We start from the raw sequence: 25447 nt of genomic DNA on the forward strand, positions 1-25447 counted from the left end.
GAGGACGGATGCCATGGGCAACGGATTCAGCGCAGAAGAGCGCGCGGCGATGAAGCAGCGCGCCGAGGAGCTCCAGGCCATGAAGGGCTTGAAGGGCCTCGCGAAGCTCCAGAAGGAGAACGAGGCGTGCCTCGAGGCGATCGAGAAGCTCGAGGGAGCCGACCGCTCGATCGCGGAGCGCGTGCACGTGATCGTGCTCGAAGAGGCTCCGCACCTGAACCCGAAGACGTACTACGGCTTCCCGGCCTACGCGAAGGACGGCAAGGTCGTGGTGTTCTACCAGCCGGCCTCGAAGTTCAAGACGCGGTACGGAACGGTCAGCTTCGACGAGACCGCGCAGCTCGACGACGGCCCGATGTGGCCGGTGTCGTTCGCGGTGCTCGACGTCACGGCCGAGGTGGAGCAGAGGATCCGCGAGCTGGTGCGGCGGGCGGCGCCGGCGGCCTGAAGCGCGGCACCGGAATCGGAGCGCGGCAACAGAATCGGAGCAGCGAGGCCGCGGCATCCGAATCCGCTACTTCGGTCCGATTCTGCGTGCCCGGCTGAACGGATGCCGCGACCCCGAGGCCGCGGCATCCCGAGATCAGCCGATGACCACGCGCTCCATCCGCTCGAAGCTCTTCTCCATGCCGTCGACCATGCCCGTGGCGAGGACCGCGTCGCGGGTGGCGGCATCCGGATACTCGATCAGCAGTGTCACGAGCGTCGCGCCGTCCTCCTCGTAGAACGACAGGTCGTTCGTGGTGGAAGGCCAGTCCGTGCCGGTCATGTGCTCGGTCTGCACGATACGGCGCGGCTCGTCGAGGAGCAGGGTCTCGCCGTCGAAGCCGAACCCCTCGCCTTCCGTGCCCGGCTCGGGTTCCCAGGCGATGCGGTACTTTCCGCCGACCGACAGGTCGACGTCGCTGACGCTCATGCGCCAGCCGTCGGGGCCGAGCATCCACTGACGCATGAGGTCGGGCTCGACGTGGGCGCGCCAGACGAGCTCGCGCGGACCCTCGATGAGCCGCGTGATGCGCACGTGCTGGTCGTCGAGGATCTCGAGCTGCGTGCCCTTGCCCTGGGCGAACTCCCGCAGCCCCGCCAGCACCACGTCGAGCTGGTTCATCGCGAGGGTCGAGCCCTCGACGGCGCCCATCGCGATGAGCTGCTCAAGCGCTTCGGCGGAATCGAAGTACGTCACGTTCGTGAGCCGCGAGCCACCCTCGGTCTCGTCGAACGCGAAGGTCATGCGCATCGCGGGCATGCCGGGGATCGCCTCACCGGTCTCGTCGACGAACGAGTCGACGACCTCGAAACCGCGCGGGGCGTCGATGTCGAGGAACTCCCAGCTCCCCCGCGCGATCTCGCCGGTCGCGCTGGCCATCGAGTAGCGGGCGCGTCCGCCGCGTTCGAAGGCGAACGAGGCGAAGGTGGCCGGCCACCCCGGAGGCCCCCAGAACCGCTCGAGCTGACGCGGATCGGTGAACACGGCCCACAGCCGCTCCGGGTCGACGGGGAAGTCGGCGACCAGGGTCATGGTGAGCGCCTCGGTGTCGCTCTCGACGGATGTGACGGGCATGACGAACTCCTTGGTCGGTTCAGTTCACGGATGGAGGGACGGATGCCGGGACCCCGGCGTCTTCGCGGCGCGGCCCCGCGGGCGCGGGTTCGGCCAGCAGGGCGTCGAGTCGATCGATCCGGCCGCGCCACAGGTCTTCGTACGAGCGGAGCAGGTTCTGCGCCCGCGCGAGCGCGGCGGGATCGGCGCGCACGAGCCGCACCCGTCCCTCCGCGCGCTTGGTGATGAGCCGCGCCTCGGCCAGCACGGAGATGTGCTTGGACACGGCGGCGAACGACATGGCGTACCCCGCGGCGAGGTCCGACACCGACTGCTCAGCGACGAGCGTCCGCCGCACGATGTCGCGCCGCGTCGCGTCGGCGAGCGCGTGGAACACGCGGTCGATGTCGGCGTCGGCGAGCGGCTGTTGTTTAACCATTTGGTTGCACGTTAGCGCTGTTCGCGCGGGGGCACAACAACAGATTGGCCGCACTCTCGCGCCCGGCCGCGCTATCACGAGAACAGGGGATGCCACCAAAACAGGGCGATGCTCCGCGCGGCGGCCTGTTGCCGCGGCATCCCCTGTTCTCATCGCACGGGGGCGCGGCCACGGTCGCCGTCACGCCTGCGGCGGGAGGAAGGCGGCGACGCCGCCGTCAGGCTCACGGAGCGGGTCAGCTCGTCGCAGCCACGCGCTCGCGAAGCCACGGGAGACCCGCGTCACGCAGGTCTGTCAACACATCCGCGGCGAGGAGATCGACATCCTGCCCGCCGAAGAGGCGCCACCACTTGTCGGCACCGTCACCCACGAGCGAGCCAATGCGCTTCGGCATCACAGAGCCATAACCCATGGAGGCAGAGGGCTTCACCGGAAAGTAGGAATTCTCGGCTGCCTGGGCAAGCCATTCGTCCCGCCGGACAACCATAAGATTCACGGTGAACTGGATCTCACGGCGATCGCTGTACGCGGATTTCTGGAACCCGACGAGCGCCCAGTGGGTGTCCGATTTCACGGAGTAGCGGCCGCCGGACCCGATGAGCCCCTCTGCGCGGAGGGCTGGCGAAATCGTGTCCTTGATCATGGCGGCATACAGATCTTGGGCGGGAATCTGTGCGGCTACCGTCGCCTTGCCTCGGGACCGAAGCCTCCACGGCCAGAACGACTCGGAGGTGAGCGGCATGGCTCATTGTCGCATGGGCATACGCGCCATTCACCAGAAGGTCGACGATGTCCGCCACGCACCCCGTAGAGACGCCTTCATAGCGAGCGCGCGGCCCATCTCCCGCACACCTGCGCTACCCCGGCGTTTCGCAGCCCATGACCCGTTCCATATGCGCTGCAAATGTTTCCGCGCGCCCACGAGACGAATCCACGAATCCGACCTCGACGTCAGTACCTAACGACAAAGTGCGTACCTGCGCCTTGGGAAGAAGCCTGCGATTCTGCCGGTACTCCACGAGCCGCAGAACGCGCGCCCGTGTCTCCGGATCACCCTGAGGAGAACAAGATGCCCCTGATCGACTCCCGCCACCTCACCCGCACCGCCGCCCTCGTGGCGGGAGCCGTGGTCGTCGCCGGGCTGGCTCTTGCCGCCCCGGCCACCGCGGCCACTCCCGCAACCGGATCGACGGCACAGGTGACCGACGCGGGCAACCGGCTGGACGCCGGAACCGAGCACCGGAACACCTGCGTCATCCGCACCCTGTTCGCCGCGACCTTCGACGATCCCCGGAGCGAGTTCTCCCAGAAACTCGCCAAGTGGTTCGTCGCGCCCGACGCCGTCGCGCACGGTGCCGGCGCGGCGTCCGGTCCCCAGGGCCTGCTCGCGCAGTTCGCCGCGGACCGCGACCGTGTCCCCGGTGCGCGGGCGGTCATCAAGCACATCGCCGCCGACGGAGACCTCGTCGCCGTGCACTGGCAGATCGCGCCCGACCCGAGCGACGAGCGCCGTGGGGACGCGGCCGTCGACCTGTTCCGCCTCCGGGGCGGCCGGGTCGTCGAGCGCTGGTCGCTCGAGCAGGCGATCCCGACCGGCACCCCGGCAAGCGGGAACACGAACACGATGTTCAGCGACCTGTACCACCCATCGGAGCCCACCCCGACGCCGACGGAGGAGCAGGAAGAGCAGAACCGCGTCTTCGCCGTCTCGGCCTACGAGACACTGTTCCGCGACAAGGACGTGTCGATCCTGGACCGCGCGTTCGACCCCGCTTACCTTCAGCACAACTCGGTCGCCCCGAACGGCACCGCCGCCCTGAAGCAGTTCTTCCTCAGCGGCATCCCCTTCCCCGCTCAGCAGTCGGTCATCTCCCTGTCCGACGGGGACATCGTCTGGACCTTCTCGCAGGCCGTCGGGGCGAAGCCCGGTGACCCCCTGCTGGCCGCCGACCTGTTCCGCGTCGACGGCGGCCTGATCCGCGAGCACTGGGACGTCGTCCCGACGAGCTGACCGTCGTCGGATCCGGGGGGGGCGCCGAAACGGCTTCGGATGCAGGGCGCCCCCTCCCTCTCCCGTTCTTCACGCCCGAGGAGGCGCAGGAGGGCTCAGCCCTTCAACGCCTCCAGCAACGCCCCCACGGGGTGGTCACTCTCGACCGGGTGGCGCATCGGGAGGTCCTCGACGCACTCGTAGCGATTGCGTCGGCCCTCCTTCTCGCGCTTGAGGTAGCCGGCTTCGACGAGGTCGGCCAGGATGCCGTGCGCCGTGCGCTCGGTGATGCCGACGGCATCCGCGATCTCTCGGACGCGCGCACCGGGATCGCGGGCGACGTAGATGAACACATGGGCGTGGTTCGTCAGGAACGTCCAGGTGTTCATCAGGACAGCATAGTGACCGGCGCTACCGGAATCCAAGAACGTGTTATTTGTTGCCTGTGTTTTGACACACGTAATTTATTGCATGTAACGTGCTGCGCATGTCACCGCTCGCTCCGCTCTTGACGGCCGCGCTCCTCGCCGCGGTCATCGCCGCCCTCCTGCCGGATGCCACGCGCCACCGCACTCCGGGCTCGCTCGCCGTCTGGCCCGGAGTCGCCGCAGCGGCTCTCGCCACGCTCGGTCTCGCGGGCGCCCTCGCCGAACGCACCGACGTGGCCGGTGCCGCGCTCGCACTGCTCATCGTCGCCCTCACCGTCGTCGTGCAGGTGTACGCGAGCCGCAACCTCCGCGGCGACCCGCGCGCGCGCAGCTTCTTCGCGCTGTCGTTGCTCGCGGCACTCGGGTCGACGACCGCCATCGCCGCGGACGACGTCGTGCTGCTCGCCGTCGGATGGACCCTCTCGACGCTCAGCGTGATCGCCCTGATCGCCTCGGGGGGTTCGGGACCGCAGACGCGGATCGCGGTCCGGCGGAGCGCGGTGGCGCTCCTGATCGGGGATGCCGCGCTGTGGGCGGCCGTGGTCGTCGCCACCGCGTCGACCGGGTCGATCTCGCTCGCCGCCCTCGGCAGCCTCGAGGGAACCTCGGCGGCCCTCGTCGGCGCCCTGGTCGCGATCGCCGCGATCGCCCGCGCGGGGTCCTTCCCCCTGCACGGCTGGCTTCCGGCCACCGCCGCGACGACCACTCCCGTCTCGGCCCTCCTGCACGCGGGGTTCGTGAACGCCGGGGCCCTGCTGCTGCTGCGCTTCTCCGCCGTTCCCTCGGACCTCGGCCCCTGGATCGCGGGGATCGCCGGCGCGATCACGCTGGTCGTCGCGACGCTCGCGATGCTCACCCGCGCCGACGTCAAGGGCCGACTGGTGCACTCCACCGCGGCGCAGATGGGCTTCCTCCTCCTCGCGTGCGCGCTCGGGGCCTACGGGCTCGCGTTCGTCCACGTGATCGGCCACGCCCTCTTCAAGGCGAGCCTGTTCCTCGGCGCCGGTTCCGCGGTCGAACACGCCCTGCGCGAGCGCGCGCTCCCCCGCCCGACGCCCTCGCGGGTCGGTGGCGTCGTCGGGACCGCCGTGGTCCTCGCGGCGGCCGCGATCGCCGTCGCCGCAAGCGACGCATTCGCCCACCCGCCCGCGGCCCTCCTCCTCTTCGCGATCACGACCGCGACGGTCGCCGGAGCACGGATCGGCGCCTCCTCGGCGCGCGTCTCCACCCGCGCGGGACTGCTCCTCACGCTGGCGCTCGCGGTCGTCGGCTACGTGGCCGTGGTCTTCCCGGGAGCCGAGGCACTCGTTCCCGTCGCGGGGGCGGCGGTCCTGCCGTGGGGCGTCACGGTCGCGGTCTTCCTCATCGCCGCGGCATCCCTCCTTGCCATCCGCTCCGCGAGGCCGCTCTCCGATCGGATCTTCGCCTTCGCTCTCGCGTGGGGACGACCGCCGCTCGGCGCCCCCACCACCCCGTCCTGGGCTTCGGCATCCGCCGGCGGTCCCCTCGAGTACCGGAGAGTCTCATGACCACCACCGCTCCCCCTTCACCGGCCACGATCCGGGGCTGGGTCGCCGCCGCCGGCCGCGCGATCGCCCCGCACTTCCCCCTCGAGACCTTCATCGCCCGCAACCCGGTCGCCGGTTACGAGGACCTCGACTGGGAGGACGCCCTCGCAGAGGTCGCCCGCGACCACGGCATCCTGCTCTCCCTCCCGGAAGAGCGCTTCCGCGAGTTGCACGCGCAGGGTCGGATCTCGTCCGACGACCTGCTGGCCGCCCTGCACGTCACGGTGGCGGATGCCCGGGCGACCACCGTCCTGTCGCTGGGGCGGGTCATGGCCACGGTCGGCGACGTGCTGCGGCAGGACCTCCTCGTCTCGCCGCCGATGTCCCCCGGCTCCTCGCTCCCCACCCCGGCGAGCGCGCTCTCCCCGCGCGTCCACGCGCGGGTCGACGACCTGACCGCGCGGTGGCTGACGGCCACCCTCGGAACCGGCGCCTGGGCGGGGCCCGTCCGGCGCGACGGCATGTGGACCGGCTGGCGGCGCCTCGCGGCGGTCGACCCGACGCTGTCGCGGCGGGTGCGCAGCGGCATCCGGAGCACTCCCGCCAACGCGGCGAGCGCGATCGCGGTGGCCCTCGAACGCTGGCAGCTCGAGGGCTCGGCGGCCGAGGACTTCCTGCGGGCGCACGTGCTCGCGCAGCCGGGCTGGTCGGCGCTCGTCCGGCACCTGACCGACGGCTCGCGCGAGATCGACCTCACCTCGCTCGTCGCGATCCGGGTCACCCTGGAACGCCTCCTCCTCCCGGCCGACGCCTCTCTCCCCGCCCCGGCGCAGATCGCACCGGATGAGAAGGCGCGGATCGGCGCGGTCGCGCTCGCGCTGGGCGCCGACCCCTCCGACCCCGCCACCCGCGCGGCCGTGGGGCGCACCCTCGCGCTCGTCACCCCCGCGACGCGGCTCACCGTCTGGCAGGAGGCGTTCGAGCGCGGCGCCGCGCGGGAACTCGCCCCGCGCCCGGTGCCGGCGTCGCCCACGGTCTCTCGTCCTCTCGCGCAGGCGGTGTTCTGCATCGACACGCGGTCCGAGAGCTTCCGGCGCCACCTCGAGGCGGCAGGTCCCGTCGAGACGCTCGGGTTCGCCGGATTCTTCGCGGTGCCGATCTCGTTCCGCCCCGCGGACGGTTCCGGCGAGATCGCCTCCTGCCCCGTCCTGCTGACCCCGCGCGTCGCGATCACCGAGTCGTCCGTCGAGCGCGATGCCCTCGCGCGGTGGCGACGGCATCGCATCGCGGACGGAGAACGGGATGCCACACTCGACGCGCTCAAGGAGTCGCCGGTCACGCCGTTCGCCTTCGCGGAGACGGCGGGCTGGGTGATCGGCGCGGCCTCGGCGATCCGCACGCTCGCCCCGGAAGGCTGGCGCGCGCTGGTCGAGCGGGTCCGGCCGACCAAGCCCTCCACGCACGTGGACGCCGACGTCGTCTTCTCGCTCGACGAACGGGTCCTGTACGCCGAGACGGCGCTGCGGATGATGGGCCTGGTCGACGACTTCGCCCCCATCGTGCTGCTGTGCGGCCACGGCGCGACCGTGACGAACAACCCCTTCGCCTCGAGCCTGCAATGCGGAGCGTGCGGCGGACACGAGGGCGAGCCCAACGCCCGCGCCGCGGCGATGATCTTCAACGACCCCGAGACGCGCCGGGCCCTGGCCGCGCGCGGCATCCGGATCCCCGCCGACACGCTCTTCCTGGCGGCGCAGATGGACACCGTCACCGACGAGGTCACGCTCCTCGAACCGTGGGCTGTGCCCGCCACGCACGAGACGGCCGTGCTCGAACTCGGGCAGTACCTCGAGGCGGCGCGCGCGGCCGACGCCGCCGATCGGAGCGCGAGCCTCCCCGGGGGAAGCGACGCGGCCGGAGCGGTGCGCGACACCGAGCGGCGGGCCGCCGACTGGGCGGAGTCGTACGCCGAGTGGGGGCTCGCGGGCAACGCGGCCTTCATCGTCGGACCCCGGGCGATCACGGCCGGGCACGACCTGGGCCGGCGGGCGTTCCTGCACAGTTACGAGGCCGCCGCCGACCCCGACGGATCGGGGCTCGAGACGATCCTCACCGCGCCGATGATCGTGGCGCAGTGGATCAACTCGCAGTACGCGGCGTCGACGGTCGCGCCCGACCGGTTCGGCGCGGGCCCGAAGCCCCTGCACAACGTCGTCGGGACCGTCGGCGTGCTCTCGGGCTACGGCGGCGACGTGCGGCTCGGCCTGCCCTGGCAGTCCGTGGGAGTCGGTCAGGAGGCACGGCACGAGCCGGTGCGCCTCCAGGTGTTCGTGCAGGCGCCCCTCGCGCGCGTCAACGACATCGTCGACTCCTCCGAGGTCGTCCGCACCCTCGTCGCGAACCGCTGGATCACCCTCCGGGTGCGCGATCACGAGACCGCCCCGTGGATGCGCTGGGCGGCCTACGGCTGGCAGCTCGACGATCTCGACGCGGCCGCGGCCCCCGGCATCCCCGCCCTCCACCCCGAAACCACCACGAAGGAGTCCCACTCATGAGCACGTCCGAACTGACCCCGATGACCAAGATCGAGGTGGTCGTCGCGAGCGACGACGTCGCCGAGGTGTCCGCGCTGATGCAGTCGCTCGGCGCCCGCGGGTACACCGCGATCACCGGCGTCGCCGGGGTGGGCCACCACGGCCCGCGCGGCGGGCGCCTGCTGTTCAACGACCACGACGCCCTGACGCTGCTCGTGACGGTCGTCGCCCCCGAGCACGCGGACGGGATCGTCGCCGGTATCCGTCCCCTGCTCGACCGCACGGTCGGCGTGATGTTCGTCTCGCCGACCGCGGTGAGCCGGGCCGACTACTTCGTGTGATGGGCGCCCCCTCGCCCTTCCACGGGACCACGGTGGCGATCGGCACCGTCCACGGGAAGGAGGCGGCGTTCGCGCCCGCCTTCCGACGGTGGCTCGGCGCGCAGGTCGTCGCCACGGTGGCCCTCGACACCGACGCCCTCGGCACGTTCACGCGGGACGTGCCGAGGGTCCTCACGCCCGAGGAAGCGGCCACGGCCAAGGCGCGCGGTGCGGCGGCCGAGCTCGGCACGGCGACGGCCGTCGCGACCGAGGCGTCGTACTCCCCCGCCCTGGGCGGATTCGGGCCCATGGTGCACGAGGAGCTCGCCGTGTTCGTCGACCTCGAACGCGATGTCCGCGTGCGTCATGGCATCCGTCAGTTCGTCCATGTCGCACCACCCCGCGTCGTGCGGACCGAGAGCGAAGCGCGCCGGTACCTGCATCGCGTCGGCTTCCCCGCGCAGGCCGTCGTCGCACGCACCGACGAGGCAATGACGAAGGGGATTCAGGATGCCGCGGCCGTCCTCACTCTCGTCGCTCGGGGCCCTGTCGAACTCGAGCCGGATCTGCGCGCGCACATGAACCCGGAACGGCGACGCACGCTGCGCCGGCTCTCGTGGCTGCTCGCGGCACGGCTCAGCTGCGCGTGCCCGGGGTGCGCGTGTCCGGGATTCGGACCGGTCGGCGTCGTGCGCGGCCTCCCGTGCGGCGCGTGCGGGAACGCCACGTCGCAGGTGCGCTTCGACGTGGACGGCTGCCCCCAGTGCCCGGAGCAGCGGAAGCGTCGCCGCCCGGCGAAGGTCGCCGACCCGGCCACGTGCGATGCGTGCAATCCGTGAGCCGAGCGGTCTCAGCTCAGAGATGAACGCGGGGCGGACGGCGTGCGCGGTCGTCGTCCGGCCTGCGGATGCCGCGGCCTCGGGGTCGTGGCATCCTCCACCTCCTCGCAGAGTGCGACGTTTCTCGCAGATCGCGGGCGAGATTCTGCGAGAAACGCACGAATCTGCGAGCAACGCGCGGGGCCGTGGCCGGACACCTGCGCCGACGCACCGGCGGCGGCCCGAGGGTCAGGACGCGACCGATGAGTCGGTCCTGTCTCTGCTGAGTTGGCTGATGCGGGCGGGACTGACGCCGAGAAGCACCGCGGCGTCGGAGACCGTGACGCCATGCGCGCGGAGTTCGCGCACGACCGTCCGGGCCTGGCGTGCTGCGGCGACTTGACGCTCCTGCGCGGCCGCGGTGGCCTCCCGCGCCTCCCTCACACGCACCGACACGTCGGCCCCGAGGTCGGGGATGAGGTTCACGAGCACATCGCCGTGGTCGACGTCGGGGGCGAGCGTGTCGAGGTAATCGCGGACCTGCTGCTCCGCGCGGTCAAGGGTGCGCACCTGCGTCACGGGATCGCCGTCGATCGCGAGTTCCCAACCGCCGTCCCACCGGGTGGCGATGACATCAATTCTTGTCATTGACGCTGTCCCTTCACTTCCTCGATCGCCGCCAGCGCCTTTCGGGTCAGTCCCGGCGACACCTCCCGCGTCTGCGTGATGATGACGGGGCGCGACAGCACGGGCGCCGACCACTTCTCATGATCACCCTTGCCCTGTTCCGAGTCGAACCCGGCATCTCGAAGCAACGCGACCAGGTCTCGGTACTTCATCGGCTTGACCCTGGTCGCACTGTAGCCCCCCTGAACACATCCCTTAAGAGGGGGTAAATCCGACGCCAGGACGGTTCGCCCTACACTCACACCGGAAAGGCCCCGTCCCACGCGGGACCCGCGAAACGGGGAGCATCAGCATGACGTCGATACGCTGCGGCAAATCCCCCCGCGAGGGCAACCGGGCTCACCTGGTTCAGCACGTTCGCAGGGCCTCGAAGGCCTACGGCCCCGCCAGCCCCTCCACCGGTCCCTCCGGCAGCACGACCCACCCTTCCCGCCGGGCGACCTCCAGAACCTCGGATGCCGGAGGCGCGAACGCCCCGAGCGCACCGGCGCGCGTCGCCAGAGCGGCCACCACGGCGTCGAAGGCGTCCGCGTTCGCGATCGCGAGCGGGGCGAAGCCGCCGAGATCGAGCCACGGTGTGCGCGCGGACAGCGCGTCGAGCAGGACGGCCCGGCGCTCGGCATCCACCCGGTATCCGGTCGTGTCGAAGCCCCAGAGGCGCAGCGATCCGCCGGGATACACCTCGAAGAGGCGCCCCTCGGCCGCGCGGTCGACGGGGAAACCGTCCGCCGCGAGCCGCTGGAGCAGCCCGGCGCAGCGGAGCGCGGTGACGCCGAGGCGATCGGTGGAGACGCTGAGCGGCCAGCGCCCGATGCGCTCGCGCACCACGTGGTCGGTGTGGCGGTAGACGAGCGGACGACGCCACTCCGCGCCTCCGTCCACGGGCCGCTGGGCGGAGCCCATGTGGTGGTCGCTCAGGAAGTCGACGAACGCGTCGGGCCACCCGAGCGGACAGTCGACACCGAGCCACACCGCTTCGCCGGAGACGGATGCCACGATCGTGGCGTCGTCGACCCCGGTCTCGAGCCGCGTGAGCCGCGCGCCACCCTCCGCCCACACGATCTCGGCGAGGGCGGTGCCGGGCAGCCCGGCGGCCAGGTCGACCCCGATCGTTCTCACCGGCGCAGCCTACGTCCTGAACGGGGTGAGCGGACGTCCGCGGCGAGAATCCCCCGCCGGATCACCGGCTGCCTCGGAATACCGTCGACCGCCACGCGGTTTTTCGCCTCGTGACCTCCCACGCCGCCGCCCTCGATCGCGCGCTCGCCTCGCTCGAGATCCGCCCCGAGCAAGCGCAACGCTCAACGCTCAGCGCGGGCGAACGCCTGTCGGTGCCCCGCGGCGCGGCGACCCTGCTCTTCGTGCGCTCCGGCGAGATCACCGGCGACATCGGAGAGAACCCCGGCTGCACGATCGACGCCGGATCGGGTCAGGCGGCGACACTGCGCGGCCGTCGCACGCTCCTCGCGGGGGACGCTCTCGTCTCGCTCGGGTGCGAGCAGCTGGCGCTCACCTCGCAGTCCGGGGCGGAGGTCACCGTCATCTCCGTGAACGTGGCCCGCACCCTCATCTCCGGCGCTCTCCCGGGCGTCGTCTTCGTCAACGACTTCACGCGGGCCGAGCCCGCCGCGGCGGCCCTCGCCGCCCACCTCGGCCAGTCCCCACGCCCCGGTGACGCGACGATCTGCCACATCATGGTGCGCACGGTGGTGCTCGCGGCGATTCGCGCCTGGGCGTTCGCCGATGCGAACGCCGCCTGGCCGCCGCGCTCGGAGGACCCGTTCCTCGATCGTGCCGCCGCCGCCATCGTCGCGGATCCCGGGCACGCCTGGACCACCGATGAACTCGCGGCGGTCGCCGCGATGTCGCGCTCGGTCTTCGCCGAGAGGTTCCGCGAGACCTTCGGCCGCTCCCCCGGCGGCTACGTCACCGACGCCCGCGTCCGCCGCGCGAAGGAGCTCCTCGAGGCGGGCGAGTCCGTGTCCGAGGTCTCGCGTGCTTTGGGCTACGCCTCCGATGAGGGGTTCCGCCGCGCCTTCCGCCGTGTCACCGGCGTGGCTCCCTCGCGATGGCGCGCGTCCGCGGGGCCCGTCCCGATCACCCGGGGCTGAGCTCGCCGAGCGCGCTCAGCGCGAGCGCGGAACCCGCAGCGACACACCGAACAGCACGGCGCCGACGACGAGGAGCGCCGCGCCCACGGCATCCGTGACGACGACACCCACCCCGTCGACGAGCAGCCCGCCGACGCCGGCGGCCGCGACGATCGCGAGCTGGAAGCCCGTGACCACGAGGCTGCCACCCGCCTCGAGCCGGTCCGGCATCCGGTGTCCGACCCAGGTGTTCACGATGATCAGCCACGACGCGAAGAGGAAGCCCCACGCGAACACCGCCGCGGCGACCGCCACGAAACCGGGGAGCGCCAGGACGACGACGATCGACGCCGCGATCGCCAGCGGACCGACCACGGCCAGGATGCCGAACGCCCGGTCGACCACGATCCCGATGACGATGTTGCCGATGAGCCCGCCGGCACCGAAGAGCGTCAGCAGCAGGACCACCGTTCCCGCATCGACCTCCGGCAGACGCTCCAGCGCGAGACGGACGTAGGTGTAGGCGAGGAAGTGTCCGAGGACGATGAAGACGTGGCCGATGAGTCCGAGCGACGCGCCGGGCCGACGGAACGTGTCGACGAGGAGTCGGATGCTGGATGCCGCGGCCGCCGGCACCGGAGGGAGCACGAGGCGGACGGCGACCCCGACGAGGGCCGAAGCGAGACCGACGATGAGGAACGCCAGGCGCCAGTCGAGCGCCTCGCTCAGCAGGACGCCGAGAGGGACACCGGCGACCGTCGCCAGCGAGAGCCCGGCCGAGGTGAACATGACGGCGCGACCGATGCGGTCGGGTGCGGACAGCGACGCGGCCACCGTGATCGACATCGACCAGAACGTGGAGATCGCCGCACCGAGCAGGAAGCGCGCGACGAGGATCGTGAGGAAGTGGGGAGCGACCGCCACCGCGACGCTCGACACCGCGGCCGCCGCCGCGGCGAGCACCAGGAGCGTGCGGCGGTCCAGGCGCGGGAAGATCAGCCCGACCGTGGGCGCCATGAGCAGCCCGGCGAGAGCCGTGACCGTCACGGTCTGACCGGCCTGGCCGGGGGTGATGCCGAGTCCCGCGGCCATCTCGGTGAGCACGCCGTTGGGCAGGAACTCGGCGGTCACGAGCAGGAAGCTCATCAGCATCAGGACGATGAGACCGCCGTATCGCATGCGGGAGACGGGGGCGACGGGAACGGGGGCGGTCATGGTCATGTCTCGATGCTCGCAACGGGGAACCGCGCCCGCCCGACCGATCGTCCGCGGCATCCGACCGTTCGTCCGCGACCGCGGGACGCAACCCCGGACGCAACCGTTCGCCCTCACCCGCTCGGACCTGCGAGGATCACCCCATGGCAGACGACGACCTCCCCGACTCCTTCGAGCCGGGCCTTCGCGTGCCTCCGCGACCGCATCCGCCCGCCCCGCCCGTTCCGAAGGGCGACCTCCGGGTGGCCTCGATCATCGCGATCGCCACGGGGAGCATCGTCATCGCGTGGCACATCTTCCTGGTCTCGGTCAGCGCGATCGCGGACTTCGATCAGTTCGTCTGGATCCAGCTCGGCATCTGGGCGCTCGCGCTCGTGTCGTTGGTCACCGGCATCCTGAGCCTGAACGCCCGCATGGCGCGCGAACTCGCCGCGGCCGGGTTCATCGCGGGCGTCGCGGCGGCGCTGCTGTCGCTGGGCATCGGCGTCTTCAGCGGTGCCGACTTCCTGCCCTGACGGGCGTCCTGCCCCGGGGCGTCAGCCCGCGCACTCCTCGCTGAGCTCGGTCAGAGACCACGCGGTGGCCGTGCGTTCGAGGTGGACCGTTCCGCAGTCGCCGTTCGCGTAGGTGACCTGCAGCGTCGCGTCGGTGGCGGTCTCGGACTCGAGGGCGATCGAGACGTCTGCGGGCAGGCCAGCCGCGGTGTAGAGAGCCGAACTCTGACGGATGAGGGTCGCGCAATCGCCGACCTCGGTGCCGGTCGCGGCGGCGTACTCGGCCATCATGCGCTGTTGCAGGGGCTCGGTCAGGGCTCCGCACGCGGCGACGGTGTCGGCGGAGCGCACCGCCGTCCACCATGCCTGGAAGGCCGCGACCGGACCGTCCGCGGGCACCGGGGTGGCGGTGGCGACGGGGCTTCCCGAGGCCGACGGCGCGGCATCCGACGTCTCGTCGGGAGGCGTGGAACCGGTGCACCCGGTGAGGGCGAGACCGGCGGCGAGCAGAGTGACGACCAGTGCGTGGGGGGATCGCATCACTCCATTGTCGCCGAGGTGGGCGCCGGCTTCACACCCCACGCAGATCACCGCTCTGGCATCCTGCTGGGACCTCCCGCACCCAGACGAAAGGTGACCGACCATGACGTCGCCCGCCCCTGCCCCGCGCATCGACCTCGTTCCGCTCGCGAGCGCCGACCGCGCCGCCTGGCTCGCCCGCATGGAGGCCGCCTTCGCCGCGGGCGTGCGCGATGCCGGACTGCAACCCGGCGAGCAGCCGATCCCGAAGGCCGCCGAGATGCAGGAGGAACTCGACGCGCCCGGCACCGAGGTGCTGCAGATCGTCCGCGACGGGGAGGTCATCGGCGGCGCGGCGATCGGCGCGCTGGATCAGGGACGCCGCAGCCTGGAGCTGCTCTTCATCGACGCGGGCCACCACGGGGGCGGCGCCGGCTCGCGCGCGTGGGAGGCCATCGAGGCCCGCTATCCCGACACGGAGGTGTGGGAGACCGACACCCCGTACTTCGACCAGCGCAACATCCACTTCTACATCAACCGCTGCGGTTTCCACGCCGTCGAGTTCTTCCACCCGGGGCACCGCCGGGAGCACGGCGACGACCGCGGCGGGAAGCCCGGTGGCGAGCACGACGGCGGTCCCGACCGGATGTTCCGCTTCGAGAAGAGGATGCCGAGCGCTCGACACTGAGCAGCGCGTGGGCATACGAGGCCCGGCGCGATCATGGCCGAGCCGTCTCGCGGATTCCGGCCCCGACACGCCGCCCGCGGCCCGCCCGAACCGGCGAGGCATCCGCCGACTCCGCGCGACGGCGCGCACCGACTCCGCAGGACGGCTCGGCCCGCTCCGCCCACCCCGGCCGGACGCCGCGCGTCGCAGCACGGCACCCGCCTGCCGACCTGCACCAGGATCCCCGCGCCTCACACCACCCGCGACGCCTCGATCACCATGTTCTCCGTTGACGGCTTCCCGTCCGGTCGCTGCAGGCACGTGATGACGACGAGACGGCCCGGGGTGTCGGCCCACACGTCGGCGTCGCCCCCGATGGCGGACTTGTCGAGGGCCTCGGTCCGGTCGACGCGGTAGTCGACGCCCGCGACGGTGATGTCGGCGCCGACCGCGATGCGCGCACGACCCCGGTCCACGTCGATGAGCGCGTTCCCCGGACCGACACCTCCTCCCCGCAGGGAGTGCATCACGACGAACACGGTTCCGGATGCCGCGTCGGCGGGCGCGACGCCGAGATTGCGCACCCAGTACGCCGAGGTGAACCCCGGCGGTTCCAGCACGTCATCCACCACGTTCACCGCCCCGAGGGGGACGTCGAGTCCCACCGACGGAGCCGAGACACGGCCGACGCCGTCGGGCGTCGCGGATGCGCTCGGCGCCGGCGTCGAACCGTCGACCTGCACGGGGCGCCCCGCCAGGTCGAGCGGCGCGAACGAGGCCTCAGCCTCGACGGACGGCATCCCGGGCGTCTGCGACAGGATGACGCCGCCGGTGATCAGGCCGAGCGCCACGACCACCGCGGTGGCGGCGAGGATGTCCCCTCGCCGCCACCGCCGCAGAATCCGCATTCAGCGAGCCCGACGTGCCCGGGCCACACGCAGGACGACCACCGCCGCCAGCAGCATGACCCCGAGAGCGCCGAGGGCGATTCCCGGCCAGGGCGCGGGCTGCGCGGGCTGCGCGAGCAGCGTTCCGCCCGTCGCGACCGAGGGGCCGGCCGCCGCGGTCGTGCCGACGGTCGCGGCGCTCACGGTGATCGGCAGCGCCGCGCTGACGGCGTTCCCCTGCGCGTCCGCCAGGAACAGCGTGTGCGCGCCGGTCGCGAGAGAAGCCGGCAGGGTGAGGTCGGCCGCGACCGATCCGTCGGCCGCGGCGGTCACCCGACCGATGACCGTCGGGGTGGAGTGCACAACGACGTCGTACGACGCCCCGGCGGCGAAGCCCGCCCCGCTGAGGTGCACGCTCGAGCCGACCACGAGGTCGGTCCCCCCGGCGAGGGTGAGCGCGGGGGCGGACACGGCGACCGTGTAGACCTTCGTCGTGGTGCCGTCCTGCGCCGTGATGGTGATCGTGGCGGTCTGTCCCGAGACGGTGACCGCCGAGGTGGCGGCGGCGCTCGAGGTCGTCACCTGGACATCGGATGCCGCGAGCGCGGCGATCGGCACCGTCACGGTCGCACCCCCGGCGGTGGCCGCCGTATCGAGGGGAACGTCGACTCCGCCGACGCGGATCGCGGAGGCGGTGGCGTCGTTCGAGACGAGGAACCGGGTGCGGAGAGCGGCCGCTTCGTCGGCGGACACCCCGATGGTCTTCGCGATGTAGGCGTCGAGGCCGCCGTACTTCTTCGCGACGTCCCCCTCGAAGGTGCCCTGCAGCAGGTCGGGCGTCGCCCAGGTGACCCCGAGCTGCGTGTTCGACAGCAGGTAGTCGTGCAGGATGTCGGGGCTGCTTACGCCGAGGATGCGGTACAGCAGGTCCAGCACGGTGCCCGTGCGGTCCATGCCGTGCGAGCAATGGATGAGGACGGTGCCCGAGGTGTGCGTCGAGAGCAGCTCGAGGATCTGCGCGTAGGCGCTGACCATGACACCGGGCGACGACGGGCTCTCGTACCCCTTGTCGACGAGGTCGTGGTACATCGCCGTGTCGTCGTTGTAGTTGCCGTCGCTGCCGAACATCGAGATGTTCACCGTCTGCGCTCCGGGGATCGCGACGTCGGGCTTGGCGGCGACCTGGGCGGGAGTGCGTAGGTCGATGACGAGGTCGACGTGGTATTCGCTGGCGAGGGTCTGGGCCCCGGCGGAGGTGATCTTGTCGAGCGACTCGGTGCGCAGCAGTCGCGACGCGTTCACGGTCTGCCCCGCGGCTCCGGTGAACGAGCCGAGCTCGCGGCCGTTGACGAGCCCGGGCACGTCGGTGATCGCGTGGTCCTGCGCGGTGAGCGCGGGCTGCAGCGCGGGATCGGCGGCGGCGTTCGCGGCGCTGGCGCCGAAACCGAGGGTGCCGAGGGTCGCGGTGGCGACGAGAGCGGCGGAGAGCAAGCGCGCGGATGGCGCGCGGCGGGGGCGGGAGTTCACGGTCGTCCTCAGGGGTGGGGGTTCGGATGTGCGGCGACGCCCGGAGGCGCTCCGAACGTGACGGTCCCACCCCGAGGTGAAGGGTCCGAGAACGGTTCGACCCCGGGACGGAACCGACGCTGAGGAGTTCGATCAGAGAACGCGATGAGTCGGCTCAGAGGCCCGTCCGCGGAGCCGGCGCAGGCCCGACGTACCGCGCCGACGGGCGGATGATCTTCGGGTCGCGCGCCTGCTCCAGCACGTGGGCCGTCCAGCCGATCGTGCGCGCGAGCGCGAAGGTGGGCGTGAACAGGTGACGCGGGATTCCGCACTGCTCCATGACGACGGCCGCGTAGAACTCGACGTTCGCGTGCAGGGGGCGGTCGGGGCGGTACTCCGCCAGTTGCCGCTCGGCCTCCTCCTGGAAGGCCAGCGCCTGCGCGACGCGGTCTCCGCCCAGGCCGCGCGCAACCTCGCGCAGGAGCTCTGAACGCGGATCGGCCGTCCGATACACCGCGTGTCCGAACCCCATCAGCCGGCGTCCCGCCGCGAGTTCCCCGGCGATCCAGCTCTCCGGGTCGGCCCCGGCGCGATCGAGGCTGTCGAGCGCCCGCGCGGGAGCTCCCCCGTGCAGAGGTCCGGACAGAGCGCCGACGGCGCCGGTGAGACAGGATGCCATGTCGGCCCCCGTCGACGCGATGACCCGGGCCGTGAACGTCGAGGCGTTGAAGCCGTGGTCCATCGCCGCGATGAGGTAGGCCGACAGCGCGCGCTCGTGCGCGGCGTCGGGCGCGACCCCGGTGACCCGTTCGAGGTAGTCGGCGACGACGCCACCCCCGGCCCCGGATCCTCCGCCGGCGAGAGCGGCCGGCGCCATCGCGGCGAAGGCGATCGCCTCGCCGAGCCGCTCCTCCTCGCCGAGGTCGTAGAGCGGCGACGACCGGCGGACGGATGCCGCGAGCGTCCACACCGCGCGGAGGCGCGCGAGCGGCTGCGCGGTGTGGTCCGCGACCGCGGCGAGGAGGTCCGGCATCCGGGGGTCCGTCCGAACGTTCGCGAGGCGTTCGGCGAAGGCGGCCGATGCGGCGGCGTCGGGGAGCTCGCGCACGACGAGCAGGTGCCAGACGTCCTCGAACGATCGCTCGCGGGCCAGGTCGGTGGCCGAGTGACCGCGGTAGTGGTAGAAGCCGGCGTCGCCGTTGACATCGCTGATGGCGGTCTCGGCGGCGACGACGCCGTTGAGTCCGCGGGGCACATCGATCAGGTCGCTCATGCGCTCAGTGTGCGAACATGACCGCAACAGCGTCAACGTTGATCGGATCAATATGGCATCCCCGCTCCCCCGCCTCACGGCCGCCCAGGTCGCCGCCCGCCTCGGCGTCAAGCCGCAGACGGTGTACGCGTACGTCTCGCGCGGCCTCCTCCGCCGCGAGCGCGACGCGCACGGCTCGACATTCGACGCGCTCGAGGTCGAGACGTTCGCCGGGGCGCGCCGCCGCGCCGCGCCGGCGGTCGTCCACCCGACCACGGGGATGCCTCTCGCCGTCGTGCACACCGATATCGCCGACATCGAGGACGGCGAGCTGCTGTACCGCGGCCGCCGCGCCCGTGATCTCACCGAGCGCCCGTTCGCCGAGATCGTGGAGTGGCTCTGGGAGTCCGAGCGCGAGAACGCCCCCGATCCCGCGATCGGCAGCGCGAGGGAGATGGTCGCGGCGCTCCCTCCGCACGCGGGCGCCATGGATCGACTGCGCGCGGCCCTGACCGGCTTCGCCGCCGACGATCCCCTCCGCCACGACGCCTCCCCGGCCACCCTGCACCGCATCGGGTGGACCCTGCTCACGGGCCTGCCCGTCGCTCTCGGCGGCGACCCCCATCACGACATCGCCCGATCGCTCGTCAGCGCCTGGCGCGCGCCCGTCGACGACGCCACCGTCGCCGCCGTCAACGCCGCCCTCATCCTGCTCATCGACCACGACCTGGCGGTGTCGACCTTCGCCGCGCGCGTGGCCGCCTCGGCGCGGGCCGACGGGTACGCGGCGGTGAGCGCCGCCCTCGGCGCGGCGGACTCCCCGCTGCACATCTCGGCGGCGGCGCGGACGGCACGCCTGTTCGCGCGCGTACGACGGGGCCTCGAACCCGAGCGGGCCCTGACCGAAGCGCTGCAGGACGGCAACGGCATCCCGGGCTTCGGTCACCCGCTCTACCCCGGGATCGACGACCGGGCCGACGCCCTGTTCTCGTTCGTCGCGCGTCTTCCCGACGGGGAGCCGACGATGGATGCCGTGCGCCGCCTCAGCGACGTCGTCGCCGACCGCACGCGCCTGCGGCCGAACGTGGATCTCGCGCTGGCGGCACTGGCATCCGGAGCCCGGCTTCCCGACGAGGCCGCGAGCACGATCTTCGTCGTGGGACGCCTCGCGGGCTGGATCGCGCACATCCGGGCCGAGTACGCGGAGCGGCCGATGCGCCTGCGCCCCCGGGGCGAGTACGTGGGGCGGTGAGGCGCGCCCTTCGGACGAGCTTCCAGCGGCCGAGAGGTGAAATCGGCACCCGCAGCCCTCGATCTAGCCAGCTGCCTGGCTAGGTTGCCGGCATGATGTACAACGTCCTCGAAGCGCGGAACAACCTGTCGAAGCTCATCGCCGATGCCGAGTCGGGGGCCGAGGTGACGATCGCGCGGCGCGGCGTCCCGGTTGCGCGGCTGGTGCCGATCGATGACGCACGGCCGCGTCCGCGAAACGCCTTCGCGAAGTGGCTTCAGGAACATCCTCTGACGCCCGAACAAGCCAGGCCCGTCAACGAGATCGAGGCGATCGTCGCGGAGAACCGAGCCTCCGGGGCGTGATCTACGTCGACAGTTGCCTGGTGATCTACGCCGTCGAGCGCGACGACCACGTCGGCGAGCGTGCGCGCTCGGCCCTCGCCGAAGCGGAGGAACCGATTGCGACCAGCCCGTTGGCTGTTCTCGAATCGCTCGTCGGGCCGATGCGAGATGCCGATGCCGAGGCACAGCTGCGCATGTGGACCGCCTTCGACGCGTTCGAGCTGCTCCCGGTGGAACCGGATGCCTACCTCGACGCGGCGCTGCTGCGTGCCCGGTATCGGGGTCTGCGAACAGCGGATGCTCTTCATCTCGGGATCGCACGCCAGGCGGGATGCACGGCGTTCTGGACGAACGACGCGCGGCTGCACGCGGCATCCGGCGGTCTCGCGGTCGACGTGATCGGCCGGAGCTAACGACTCAGCGGTTCTCCCACCCACGGGCCATCTCGACCACCGCCGCCACCGCGGCCTGGGTGTCGGAGGGCGAGCCGCCGGCGCGACCGGCGACGAGCCCCGCGACGAACGCGCTCAGCGGAGCGGCCGGGCGGGCCACGCCGTTCGCGACGTCGCGCGCGAGATCGAGGATCAGCGAGATGGGGATGTCGCCCTCGCTCAGGCCGAAGCGCTCGGCGAGGGCGGCGCTCCACTCGTTCAGGGCCTCGGGCGGCAGGGTGCGGGACTCGGTCATGGCTCCTCCTCGGGCTGTTCGAAGATCGTCCCACGTGTCGACGTCGCGCGTCAGGGCCGGGTTGACGGCGACCGGCTCGATGCGCAGCCCGCCGAGCAGCGCACGCATCGCGGCATCCCGTCCTCGATCGGGGAGACCGGATGCCGCCGCCCTCAGCGCCGCAGTCCGGTACCGCCCGATGAGCCACTGACGCCGACCATCGTCGAGGCACGCCCCGTCGACGCCCGTCGGGAGCGGGTCGGGCAGGGCCGCCACGGCCGGGCCGGCTGTCGGCAGGTCGCAGGCGAGGACGAAGACCTCGGCGGCGTCCACGTCGGCGAGAGCCGCGATGAGGGCGGCGACCGGGCCGCCGAAGGGCGGGTCCTCGCGGGTCCACGTGACGGCGAGGTCGTCGTCGAGTCTCGGACCGACGACCACGATCTTCCGCGCGCCGCCCGCGCGGACCGCGTCGAATCCCGCGCGCAGCAGTGTTCGACCGTTGACCTCGAAGAGCGGTTTGGCGGCGCCGTCCACGCGCGACGCGCGGCCCCCGGCGAGCAGGATCGCGTCGACGGTCACCGCCGCGTCTTCCGTCACCGCCCCGTCTTCCGTCACCACCGCGCCACCCGACACCACCGCGCTCCCGTCACCGCCGCGTCACCCGACACCGCCGCGCTCCCGTCACCGCCGCGTCACCCGTCACCACCGGGCCACCCGACGCCGCCACCACCGCGTCCCGTGACGCCCTCACCACCGCGTCACCGTCACGAGGTCGCCGGCTTCGACGTCGCGGTCGCTCGGCGGGATGATCGCGAGACCGTCGGCATCCCCCAGGCCCCGGGTTCCATGGGCGGTCGGCGAGGCCGTCCAGCGAGCGGGATCGGAGCGGTCCAGGCGCACCGGCACATACTGCACGCGCTCGGGTCGGGCCCGACGGTCGGCGGCGAGCGCGACCCGCACGGTCTCACGGCCGAGATCGGCGTCACCCTCGAGGGCACGGAGAGCCGGTCGAACGAACAGCTCGAACGACACCGCGGCGCTCACGGGGTTGCCGGGCAGCCCGAACAACAGGGTGCCCGAGGGGGTGCTCCCGAAGCCCTGGGGCTTGCCCGGTTGCATGCGCACGCGGTCGAAGCGCATGAGATCGCCCAGGGTGTTCTTGACGACCTCATACGCGCCCGCGCTGACCCCTCCCGAGAACACGACGACGTCCGCGCCGGCGGCTTCGGCGGCGGCGATGGCCTCGCGCGGACCGTCACCCTCGTCGCCGACGCTCGTGCGCAGCACGATCTCGGCTCCGGCCTCTTCCGCGAGACCGGCGAGGAGCACGCTGTTCGACTCGGGGATCTGCCCGCGGCGCAGCGGTTCGCCGGCGGGCTGCAACTCCGAGCCCGTCGACACCACGGCCACGCGCGGCGCGCGCGACACCGAAACCGTCCCGACACCCGCTGCCGCGATGGCGCCGAGTCGAGCGGCGGTCAGCCGAACGCCCTCCGCGACGACGAGGTCGCCCTCCCGCACATCCGAACCGCGGCGGCGAATATGGGCTCCCGGACCGCGCGGGGCGGCGAGGACGGTGACGTCGCCGAGGCCCCCGTCGAGCCCGCGCTCGGTGTCTTCGAACGGGACGACCGCGGTGGCGTCGGTCGGCACGGGCGCGCCCGTCATGATGCGGGCGGCTTCGCCGGCATCCATTCTCGGATCATCCCGGGTCCCGGCGGGCAGATCGGCGATGACCCGCAGCGTGGCCGGGAGGGCGCCGAACTCGCGGACCGCGAAGCCGTCCATCGCGGAACTGTCGAATCCCGGCACGTCGACTCTCGCGAGAACAGGATGCCGCAGCACCCGGCCGCGCGCGGACCCCACCGCGCGCGTCTCGGGGACGAGAGGGACGACCCGCTCGAGGACGGCGGCGAGGTGCTCGGCGACGTCGATCATGCGGTCGTTCCGGTACGGGGCGAGGCCATGAAAGCAGCGTAGGCCGGGGTCAGAGGTCGAACCGGTGCGGGATCGCGCCGTCGCCGTCGCGGTAGGGCACGAACCCCATGGCCCGGTAGTAGGCGAGCCCCGGCGCATTGTCGGCGCCGATGGTCGCGTCGATGTGCCGCAGGCCCGCGGCCTCGGCTGCGGCGAGAGATCGCGCGAACAGGCTGCGGCCGATGCCGCTGCGGCCCACCTCGGGATGGATGTGGGTGCCGATGATGCCCCAGCCCTCCTCGACCCCGTACGGGTTGCCCGGCCATGCGCGCTTGAGCGACTGGAAGCCCACCACCCCTCTGTCGCGGTCGGCGACGGTGCAGGAGATGCCGTGCTCGGCGTCGAAGTAGCGCTCCTCGACGAGGGCTGCGTCGACCGGCGACGGCCGGAGCCCCGCGCGATGGATCGCGTTCTGCACCTCGACCATCGCCTCGACGTCGGCGGGTCGCGCTTCGCGGAACTCGATCATGCGCCCATCCTCGCAGCCGCCTCCGACATCGGCGGCGCCCGCGTGCGCCTCTGGTGCGTGCGGAGCCTGCGCCGCGCCGCGAACTGTGGCGAGCGGAGGAGATTCGGCGGGCGGAGGGCCCGGGAGCGATCCCACCTCCTCCCTCCCCCAGATCTCCTCCTCTCGCCACCGCCGCAGCCGCGGGGAACCCCGGCCGCCACCGCCGCAGCCGCGCGGAACCCCGCCCGCGACCCCGCCACACCCCCAGCCGCCCCCGCGGCGTGCCCCGGCCGCAACCCACGCCGGACCCGCCGCAATCCCGCGCGACCCACACCCCCGCCCGACTACCGTGGCCCTCATGGACGACCTGACCTACGACGAGGTCGGCGCGACCGCCGGAGAAATGCCGCCGGGTTACCACCACGTGCGCGCCCGCCGCGTGATCGGCCAGGGTCCTGAGGTGTTCGCGCGCGCCGCCGACGCCCTCCTCGCGGGCGAGGCCCAGCGGCGGGCCGGGGCGCGGGTCGAGATGCCCCACACCCCGCTGCGCGAGGGCGACCGTGTCACGATGCGGTTGGGGCTCGGCATCCTGAGCTTCCGGATTCCGTGCCTCATCGTGTGGGCCGAGCGCACCGCGACGACCGCGGGGTTCGCCTACGGCACGCTGCCCGGACACCCCGAGCGCGGCGAGGAACGCTTCACGCTCACGCTCCTTCCCTCGGGTGAGGTCGTGTTCGAGATCGCCGCGTTCTCGGCCCCGGGTCGCTGGTTCACCCGCGTGGGCGCTCCCCTCGGCCGATTCGTGCAGGCGTGGATGACGCGACGGTATCTCCGCGCGCTGTAGCCCACCGCGCACGAAGAAGGGCGCCTCGGCAATGCCCGGGGCGCCCGTTCTCGCTTTCTGCGTCAGTTCTTCGGACGCTCGTCCTCCACGAGCGACTGCACGCTGTCGGTGGCCGGCGTCTTGTCGTCGGCGCGCACCTCGTCGGCGGCGATCGCGATGTCGATCGCAGCGTCTTCGAGGGCGTCGGCGACCACGTCGCTCACGTCGGCACGGTGGGCGGTGGACGCACCCGCGCTGTCCCCGCTCGGCGCGTCGACGCCGTGAGCGGTCGACGCATCAGCGGAGGGCGCGTCCGAGGCGGCGCGCTGGGGCTCGAGCCCGTCGGTGAGGCGATCCGCAGCGTCGATGTCCGCGTCGACAACGTCCGCGTCGGCAACGTCCGCGTCGGCGTCCGCCGCGACCACCCGCTCGCGCGCCGCCTTCACCGTCTCGTCCACGGCGGCGGCCGCACCGGCGGCGACGTCCTTGCTCCTGGCGACGGCCGCATCGACCGTCTGCGCGGCACGGGCGGCGATGTCCCTCGAAGCGGTCACCCCGTCGTCGACAGCCGCCGAGGCCCGGGCTCGCACGTCGTCGACCGTTTCGGAGGCGCGGGCCACCGTGGCATCCGTCCGCTCCTTCACCCGGTCCGCCGCGTCACGGGCGCCGGCGGCGATGGCATCCGCTTTCTCCTCCGCCTGGTCGACGACGTCGCGGTCGAAGGGGCCGAAGACCCCGGTGACCACCACATCGACGTCGACCGTGCCGCGCCCGAGAGGCTCGAGCGCCGTCTTCACCGCCGAGCGCACGGCGTGCGAGACCTCGTGCAGCTTGTGCGGGTAGTCCACGACGAGCGAGATGGTCGCCGTCACCGAATCGGCGCGGTCGGTGTCGATCTTGACCCCCGGAACCGTGCTCGCGAGGCCGACGCGTTCGCGGACGGCATCCGAGGCCCGCCCCAGGAGGCTGCCGAGGGCGTGCACCCCGTTGACGGTCCCCGCGGCCGTGGCCGCGAGTTCCGCCGCCGCGTCGAGGGTGGGTGTGTCGATGCTGGTCATGACGTC

The 25447-nt window shown here is 72.3% G+C and carries 29 protein-coding genes; 13 read left to right on the forward strand and 16 right to left on the reverse strand.

Features of this window, described 5'->3' with window-relative positions:
• Nucleotides 1-13: 13 nt before the first annotated feature.
• Complete coding sequence (locus tag MTES_RS06705) at nt 14-448, forward strand: iron chaperone (RefSeq protein WP_013584464.1); 435 nt, start codon at nt 14-16, stop codon at nt 446-448.
• A 135-nt stretch (nt 449-583) separates the two neighbouring features.
• On the opposite strand, the gene MTES_RS06710 is transcribed toward MTES_RS06705, so the two are convergent.
• The 3 genes from MTES_RS06710 to MTES_RS06720 form a co-directional block, all read right to left on the reverse strand.
• The gene (locus MTES_RS06710; protein ID WP_013584465.1) at nt 584-1561 is read right to left on the reverse strand and encodes an SRPBCC family protein; all 978 of its coding nucleotides are present in this window, start codon (nt 1559-1561) and stop codon (nt 584-586) included.
• Between the two features lie 19 nt (nt 1562-1580).
• Nucleotides 1581-1979 carry an ArsR/SmtB family transcription factor gene (locus MTES_RS06715; protein ID WP_013584466.1) on the reverse strand — a complete coding sequence of 133 codons (399 nt, stop codon included), beginning with the start codon at nt 1977-1979 and terminating at the stop codon, nt 1581-1583.
• A gap of 235 nt (nt 1980-2214) precedes the next feature.
• Nucleotides 2215-2721 carry a DUF4304 domain-containing protein gene (locus MTES_RS06720; protein ID WP_013584467.1) on the reverse strand — a complete coding sequence of 169 codons (507 nt, stop codon included), beginning with the start codon at nt 2719-2721 and terminating at the stop codon, nt 2215-2217.
• A gap of 327 nt (nt 2722-3048) precedes the next feature.
• Here MTES_RS06720 and MTES_RS06725 point away from each other — a divergent pair, with 327 nt between their 5' ends.
• Nucleotides 3049-3990 (forward strand): nuclear transport factor 2 family protein, encoded by a 942-nt coding sequence (locus MTES_RS06725; protein ID WP_013584468.1) that lies wholly within the window; start codon nt 3049-3051, stop codon nt 3988-3990.
• A 95-nt stretch (nt 3991-4085) separates the two neighbouring features.
• Here MTES_RS06725 and MTES_RS06730 read toward each other — a convergent pair whose 3' ends face one another.
• A complete protein-coding gene (locus MTES_RS06730; protein ID WP_043361129.1) occupies nt 4086-4358 on the reverse strand; it encodes a helix-turn-helix transcriptional regulator in 273 nt (90 codons plus the stop codon).
• Between the two features lie 98 nt (nt 4359-4456).
• On the opposite strand from MTES_RS06730, the gene MTES_RS06735 reads away from it, so the two are divergent.
• From MTES_RS06735 to MTES_RS18425, 4 genes are read left to right on the forward strand one after another with little or no spacing between them, the layout of a single operon-like run.
• Nucleotides 4457-5926, forward strand: coding sequence for a proton-conducting transporter membrane subunit (locus MTES_RS06735; protein WP_043361132.1), 1470 nt, complete (start codon nt 4457-4459; stop codon nt 5924-5926).
• Nucleotides 5923-8460 (forward strand): DUF2309 domain-containing protein, encoded by a 2538-nt coding sequence (locus MTES_RS06740; RefSeq protein WP_013584471.1) that lies wholly within the window; start codon nt 5923-5925, stop codon nt 8458-8460. Before MTES_RS06735 ends, MTES_RS06740 begins: the two co-directional genes overlap by 4 nt.
• Nucleotides 8457-8780 (forward strand): P-II family nitrogen regulator, encoded by a 324-nt coding sequence (locus MTES_RS06745; protein ID WP_013584472.1) that lies wholly within the window; start codon nt 8457-8459, stop codon nt 8778-8780. The genes MTES_RS06740 and MTES_RS06745 overlap by 4 nt, the downstream gene beginning before the upstream one ends.
• Nucleotides 8780-9598, forward strand: a complete 819-nt coding sequence (locus MTES_RS18425) for a DUF6671 family protein (protein WP_013584473.1) — start codon at nt 8780-8782, stop codon at nt 9596-9598. The genes MTES_RS06745 and MTES_RS18425 overlap by 1 nt, the downstream gene beginning before the upstream one ends.
• A 228-nt stretch (nt 9599-9826) precedes the next feature.
• Here the strand turns inward: MTES_RS18425 and MTES_RS06755 are convergent, their stop codons facing one another.
• The 3 genes from MTES_RS06755 to MTES_RS06765 form a co-directional block, all read right to left on the reverse strand.
• Nucleotides 9827-10225 carry an antitoxin HicB gene (locus MTES_RS06755; RefSeq protein ID WP_013584474.1) on the reverse strand — a complete coding sequence of 133 codons (399 nt, stop codon included), beginning with the start codon at nt 10223-10225 and terminating at the stop codon, nt 9827-9829.
• The gene (locus MTES_RS06760; protein WP_043361134.1) at nt 10222-10416 is read right to left on the reverse strand and encodes a type II toxin-antitoxin system HicA family toxin; all 195 of its coding nucleotides are present in this window, start codon (nt 10414-10416) and stop codon (nt 10222-10224) included. Before MTES_RS06760 ends, MTES_RS06755 begins: the two co-directional genes overlap by 4 nt.
• Nucleotides 10417-10639: 223 nt before the next feature.
• Nucleotides 10640-11383, reverse strand: a complete 744-nt coding sequence (locus MTES_RS06765) for a DUF429 domain-containing protein (RefSeq protein ID WP_013584476.1) — start codon at nt 11381-11383, stop codon at nt 10640-10642.
• 110 nt (nt 11384-11493) lie between these two features.
• Between MTES_RS06765 and MTES_RS06770 the strand changes: the two genes are divergently transcribed.
• Nucleotides 11494-12375, forward strand: a complete 882-nt coding sequence (locus MTES_RS06770) for a helix-turn-helix domain-containing protein (protein ID WP_013584477.1) — start codon at nt 11494-11496, stop codon at nt 12373-12375.
• A 15-nt stretch (nt 12376-12390) separates the two neighbouring features.
• Here the strand turns inward: MTES_RS06770 and MTES_RS06775 are convergent, their stop codons facing one another.
• Nucleotides 12391-13575, reverse strand: a complete 1185-nt coding sequence (locus tag MTES_RS06775) for an MFS transporter (protein ID WP_043361135.1) — start codon at nt 13573-13575, stop codon at nt 12391-12393.
• A gap of 137 nt (nt 13576-13712) precedes the next feature.
• Here MTES_RS06775 and MTES_RS06780 point away from each other — a divergent pair, with 137 nt between their 5' ends.
• Entirely contained in the window at nt 13713-14084 is a 372-nt protein-coding gene (locus MTES_RS06780) for a hypothetical protein (protein ID WP_013584479.1), read from the forward strand.
• Nucleotides 14085-14105: 21 nt separating this feature from the next.
• Here MTES_RS06780 and MTES_RS06785 read toward each other — a convergent pair whose 3' ends face one another.
• Nucleotides 14106-14603 carry a hypothetical protein gene (locus tag MTES_RS06785; RefSeq protein ID WP_013584480.1) on the reverse strand — a complete coding sequence of 166 codons (498 nt, stop codon included), beginning with the start codon at nt 14601-14603 and terminating at the stop codon, nt 14106-14108.
• 103 nt (nt 14604-14706) lie between these two features.
• Here MTES_RS06785 and MTES_RS06790 point away from each other — a divergent pair, with 103 nt between their 5' ends.
• The gene (locus MTES_RS06790; RefSeq protein ID WP_013584481.1) at nt 14707-15270 is read left to right on the forward strand and encodes a GNAT family N-acetyltransferase; all 564 of its coding nucleotides are present in this window, start codon (nt 14707-14709) and stop codon (nt 15268-15270) included.
• A gap of 230 nt (nt 15271-15500) precedes the next feature.
• Here the strand turns inward: MTES_RS06790 and MTES_RS06795 are convergent, their stop codons facing one another.
• The 3 genes from MTES_RS06795 to MTES_RS06805 form a co-directional block, all read right to left on the reverse strand.
• Nucleotides 15501-16157 (reverse strand): class F sortase, encoded by a 657-nt coding sequence (locus MTES_RS06795; RefSeq protein WP_013584482.1) that lies wholly within the window; start codon nt 16155-16157, stop codon nt 15501-15503.
• The gene (locus MTES_RS06800; RefSeq protein WP_013584483.1) at nt 16158-17663 is read right to left on the reverse strand and encodes a tyrosine-protein phosphatase; all 1506 of its coding nucleotides are present in this window, start codon (nt 17661-17663) and stop codon (nt 16158-16160) included.
• A 154-nt stretch (nt 17664-17817) separates the two neighbouring features.
• Entirely contained in the window at nt 17818-18915 is a 1098-nt protein-coding gene (locus tag MTES_RS06805) for a citrate/2-methylcitrate synthase (protein WP_013584484.1), read from the reverse strand.
• A 52-nt stretch (nt 18916-18967) separates the two neighbouring features.
• Here MTES_RS06805 and MTES_RS06810 point away from each other — a divergent pair, with 52 nt between their 5' ends.
• The 3 genes from MTES_RS06810 to MTES_RS06820 all read left to right on the forward strand — a co-directional run bounded on the left by MTES_RS06810 (nt 18968) and on the right by MTES_RS06820 (nt 20882).
• Nucleotides 18968-20146, forward strand: a complete 1179-nt coding sequence (locus MTES_RS06810) for a citrate synthase (protein ID WP_013584485.1) — start codon at nt 18968-18970, stop codon at nt 20144-20146.
• A 92-nt stretch (nt 20147-20238) separates the two neighbouring features.
• Nucleotides 20239-20490, forward strand: a complete 252-nt coding sequence (locus tag MTES_RS06815; protein WP_013584486.1) for a type II toxin-antitoxin system Phd/YefM family antitoxin — start codon at nt 20239-20241, stop codon at nt 20488-20490.
• A complete protein-coding gene (locus MTES_RS06820; protein WP_013584487.1) occupies nt 20487-20882 on the forward strand; it encodes a type II toxin-antitoxin system VapC family toxin in 396 nt (131 codons plus the stop codon). Before MTES_RS06815 ends, MTES_RS06820 begins: the two co-directional genes overlap by 4 nt.
• A gap of 4 nt (nt 20883-20886) precedes the next feature.
• On the opposite strand, the gene MTES_RS19845 is transcribed toward MTES_RS06820, so the two are convergent.
• The 3 genes from MTES_RS19845 to MTES_RS06835 all read right to left on the reverse strand — a co-directional run bounded on the left by MTES_RS19845 (nt 20887) and on the right by MTES_RS06835 (nt 23581).
• Nucleotides 20887-21753, reverse strand: a complete 867-nt coding sequence (locus tag MTES_RS19845) for a DUF6457 domain-containing protein (RefSeq protein ID WP_231848154.1) — start codon at nt 21751-21753, stop codon at nt 20887-20889.
• A gap of 129 nt (nt 21754-21882) precedes the next feature.
• A complete protein-coding gene (gene glp / locus MTES_RS06830) occupies nt 21883-23073 on the reverse strand; it encodes a gephyrin-like molybdotransferase Glp (protein ID WP_013584489.1) in 1191 nt (396 codons plus the stop codon).
• Nucleotides 23074-23122: 49 nt separating this feature from the next.
• Entirely contained in the window at nt 23123-23581 is a 459-nt protein-coding gene (locus MTES_RS06835) for a GNAT family N-acetyltransferase (protein WP_043361138.1), read from the reverse strand.
• Nucleotides 23582-23918: 337 nt separating this feature from the next.
• Here MTES_RS06835 and MTES_RS06840 point away from each other — a divergent pair, with 337 nt between their 5' ends.
• Nucleotides 23919-24404, forward strand: coding sequence for a DUF1990 family protein (locus MTES_RS06840; protein WP_043361140.1), 486 nt, complete (start codon nt 23919-23921; stop codon nt 24402-24404).
• Nucleotides 24405-24466: 62 nt separating this feature from the next.
• Here MTES_RS06840 and MTES_RS18430 read toward each other — a convergent pair whose 3' ends face one another.
• Nucleotides 24467-25441: an Asp23/Gls24 family envelope stress response protein gene (locus tag MTES_RS18430; RefSeq protein WP_013584492.1), complete on the reverse strand. Its 975-nt coding sequence runs from the start codon at nt 25439-25441 to the stop codon at nt 24467-24469.
• Nucleotides 25442-25447 lie beyond the last annotated feature (6 nt).

Origin of the sequence: Microbacterium testaceum StLB037, from assembly GCF_000202635.1 — a bacterium.
Classification (GTDB): Bacteria; Actinomycetota; Actinomycetes; order Actinomycetales; family Microbacteriaceae; genus Microbacterium; species Microbacterium testaceum_F.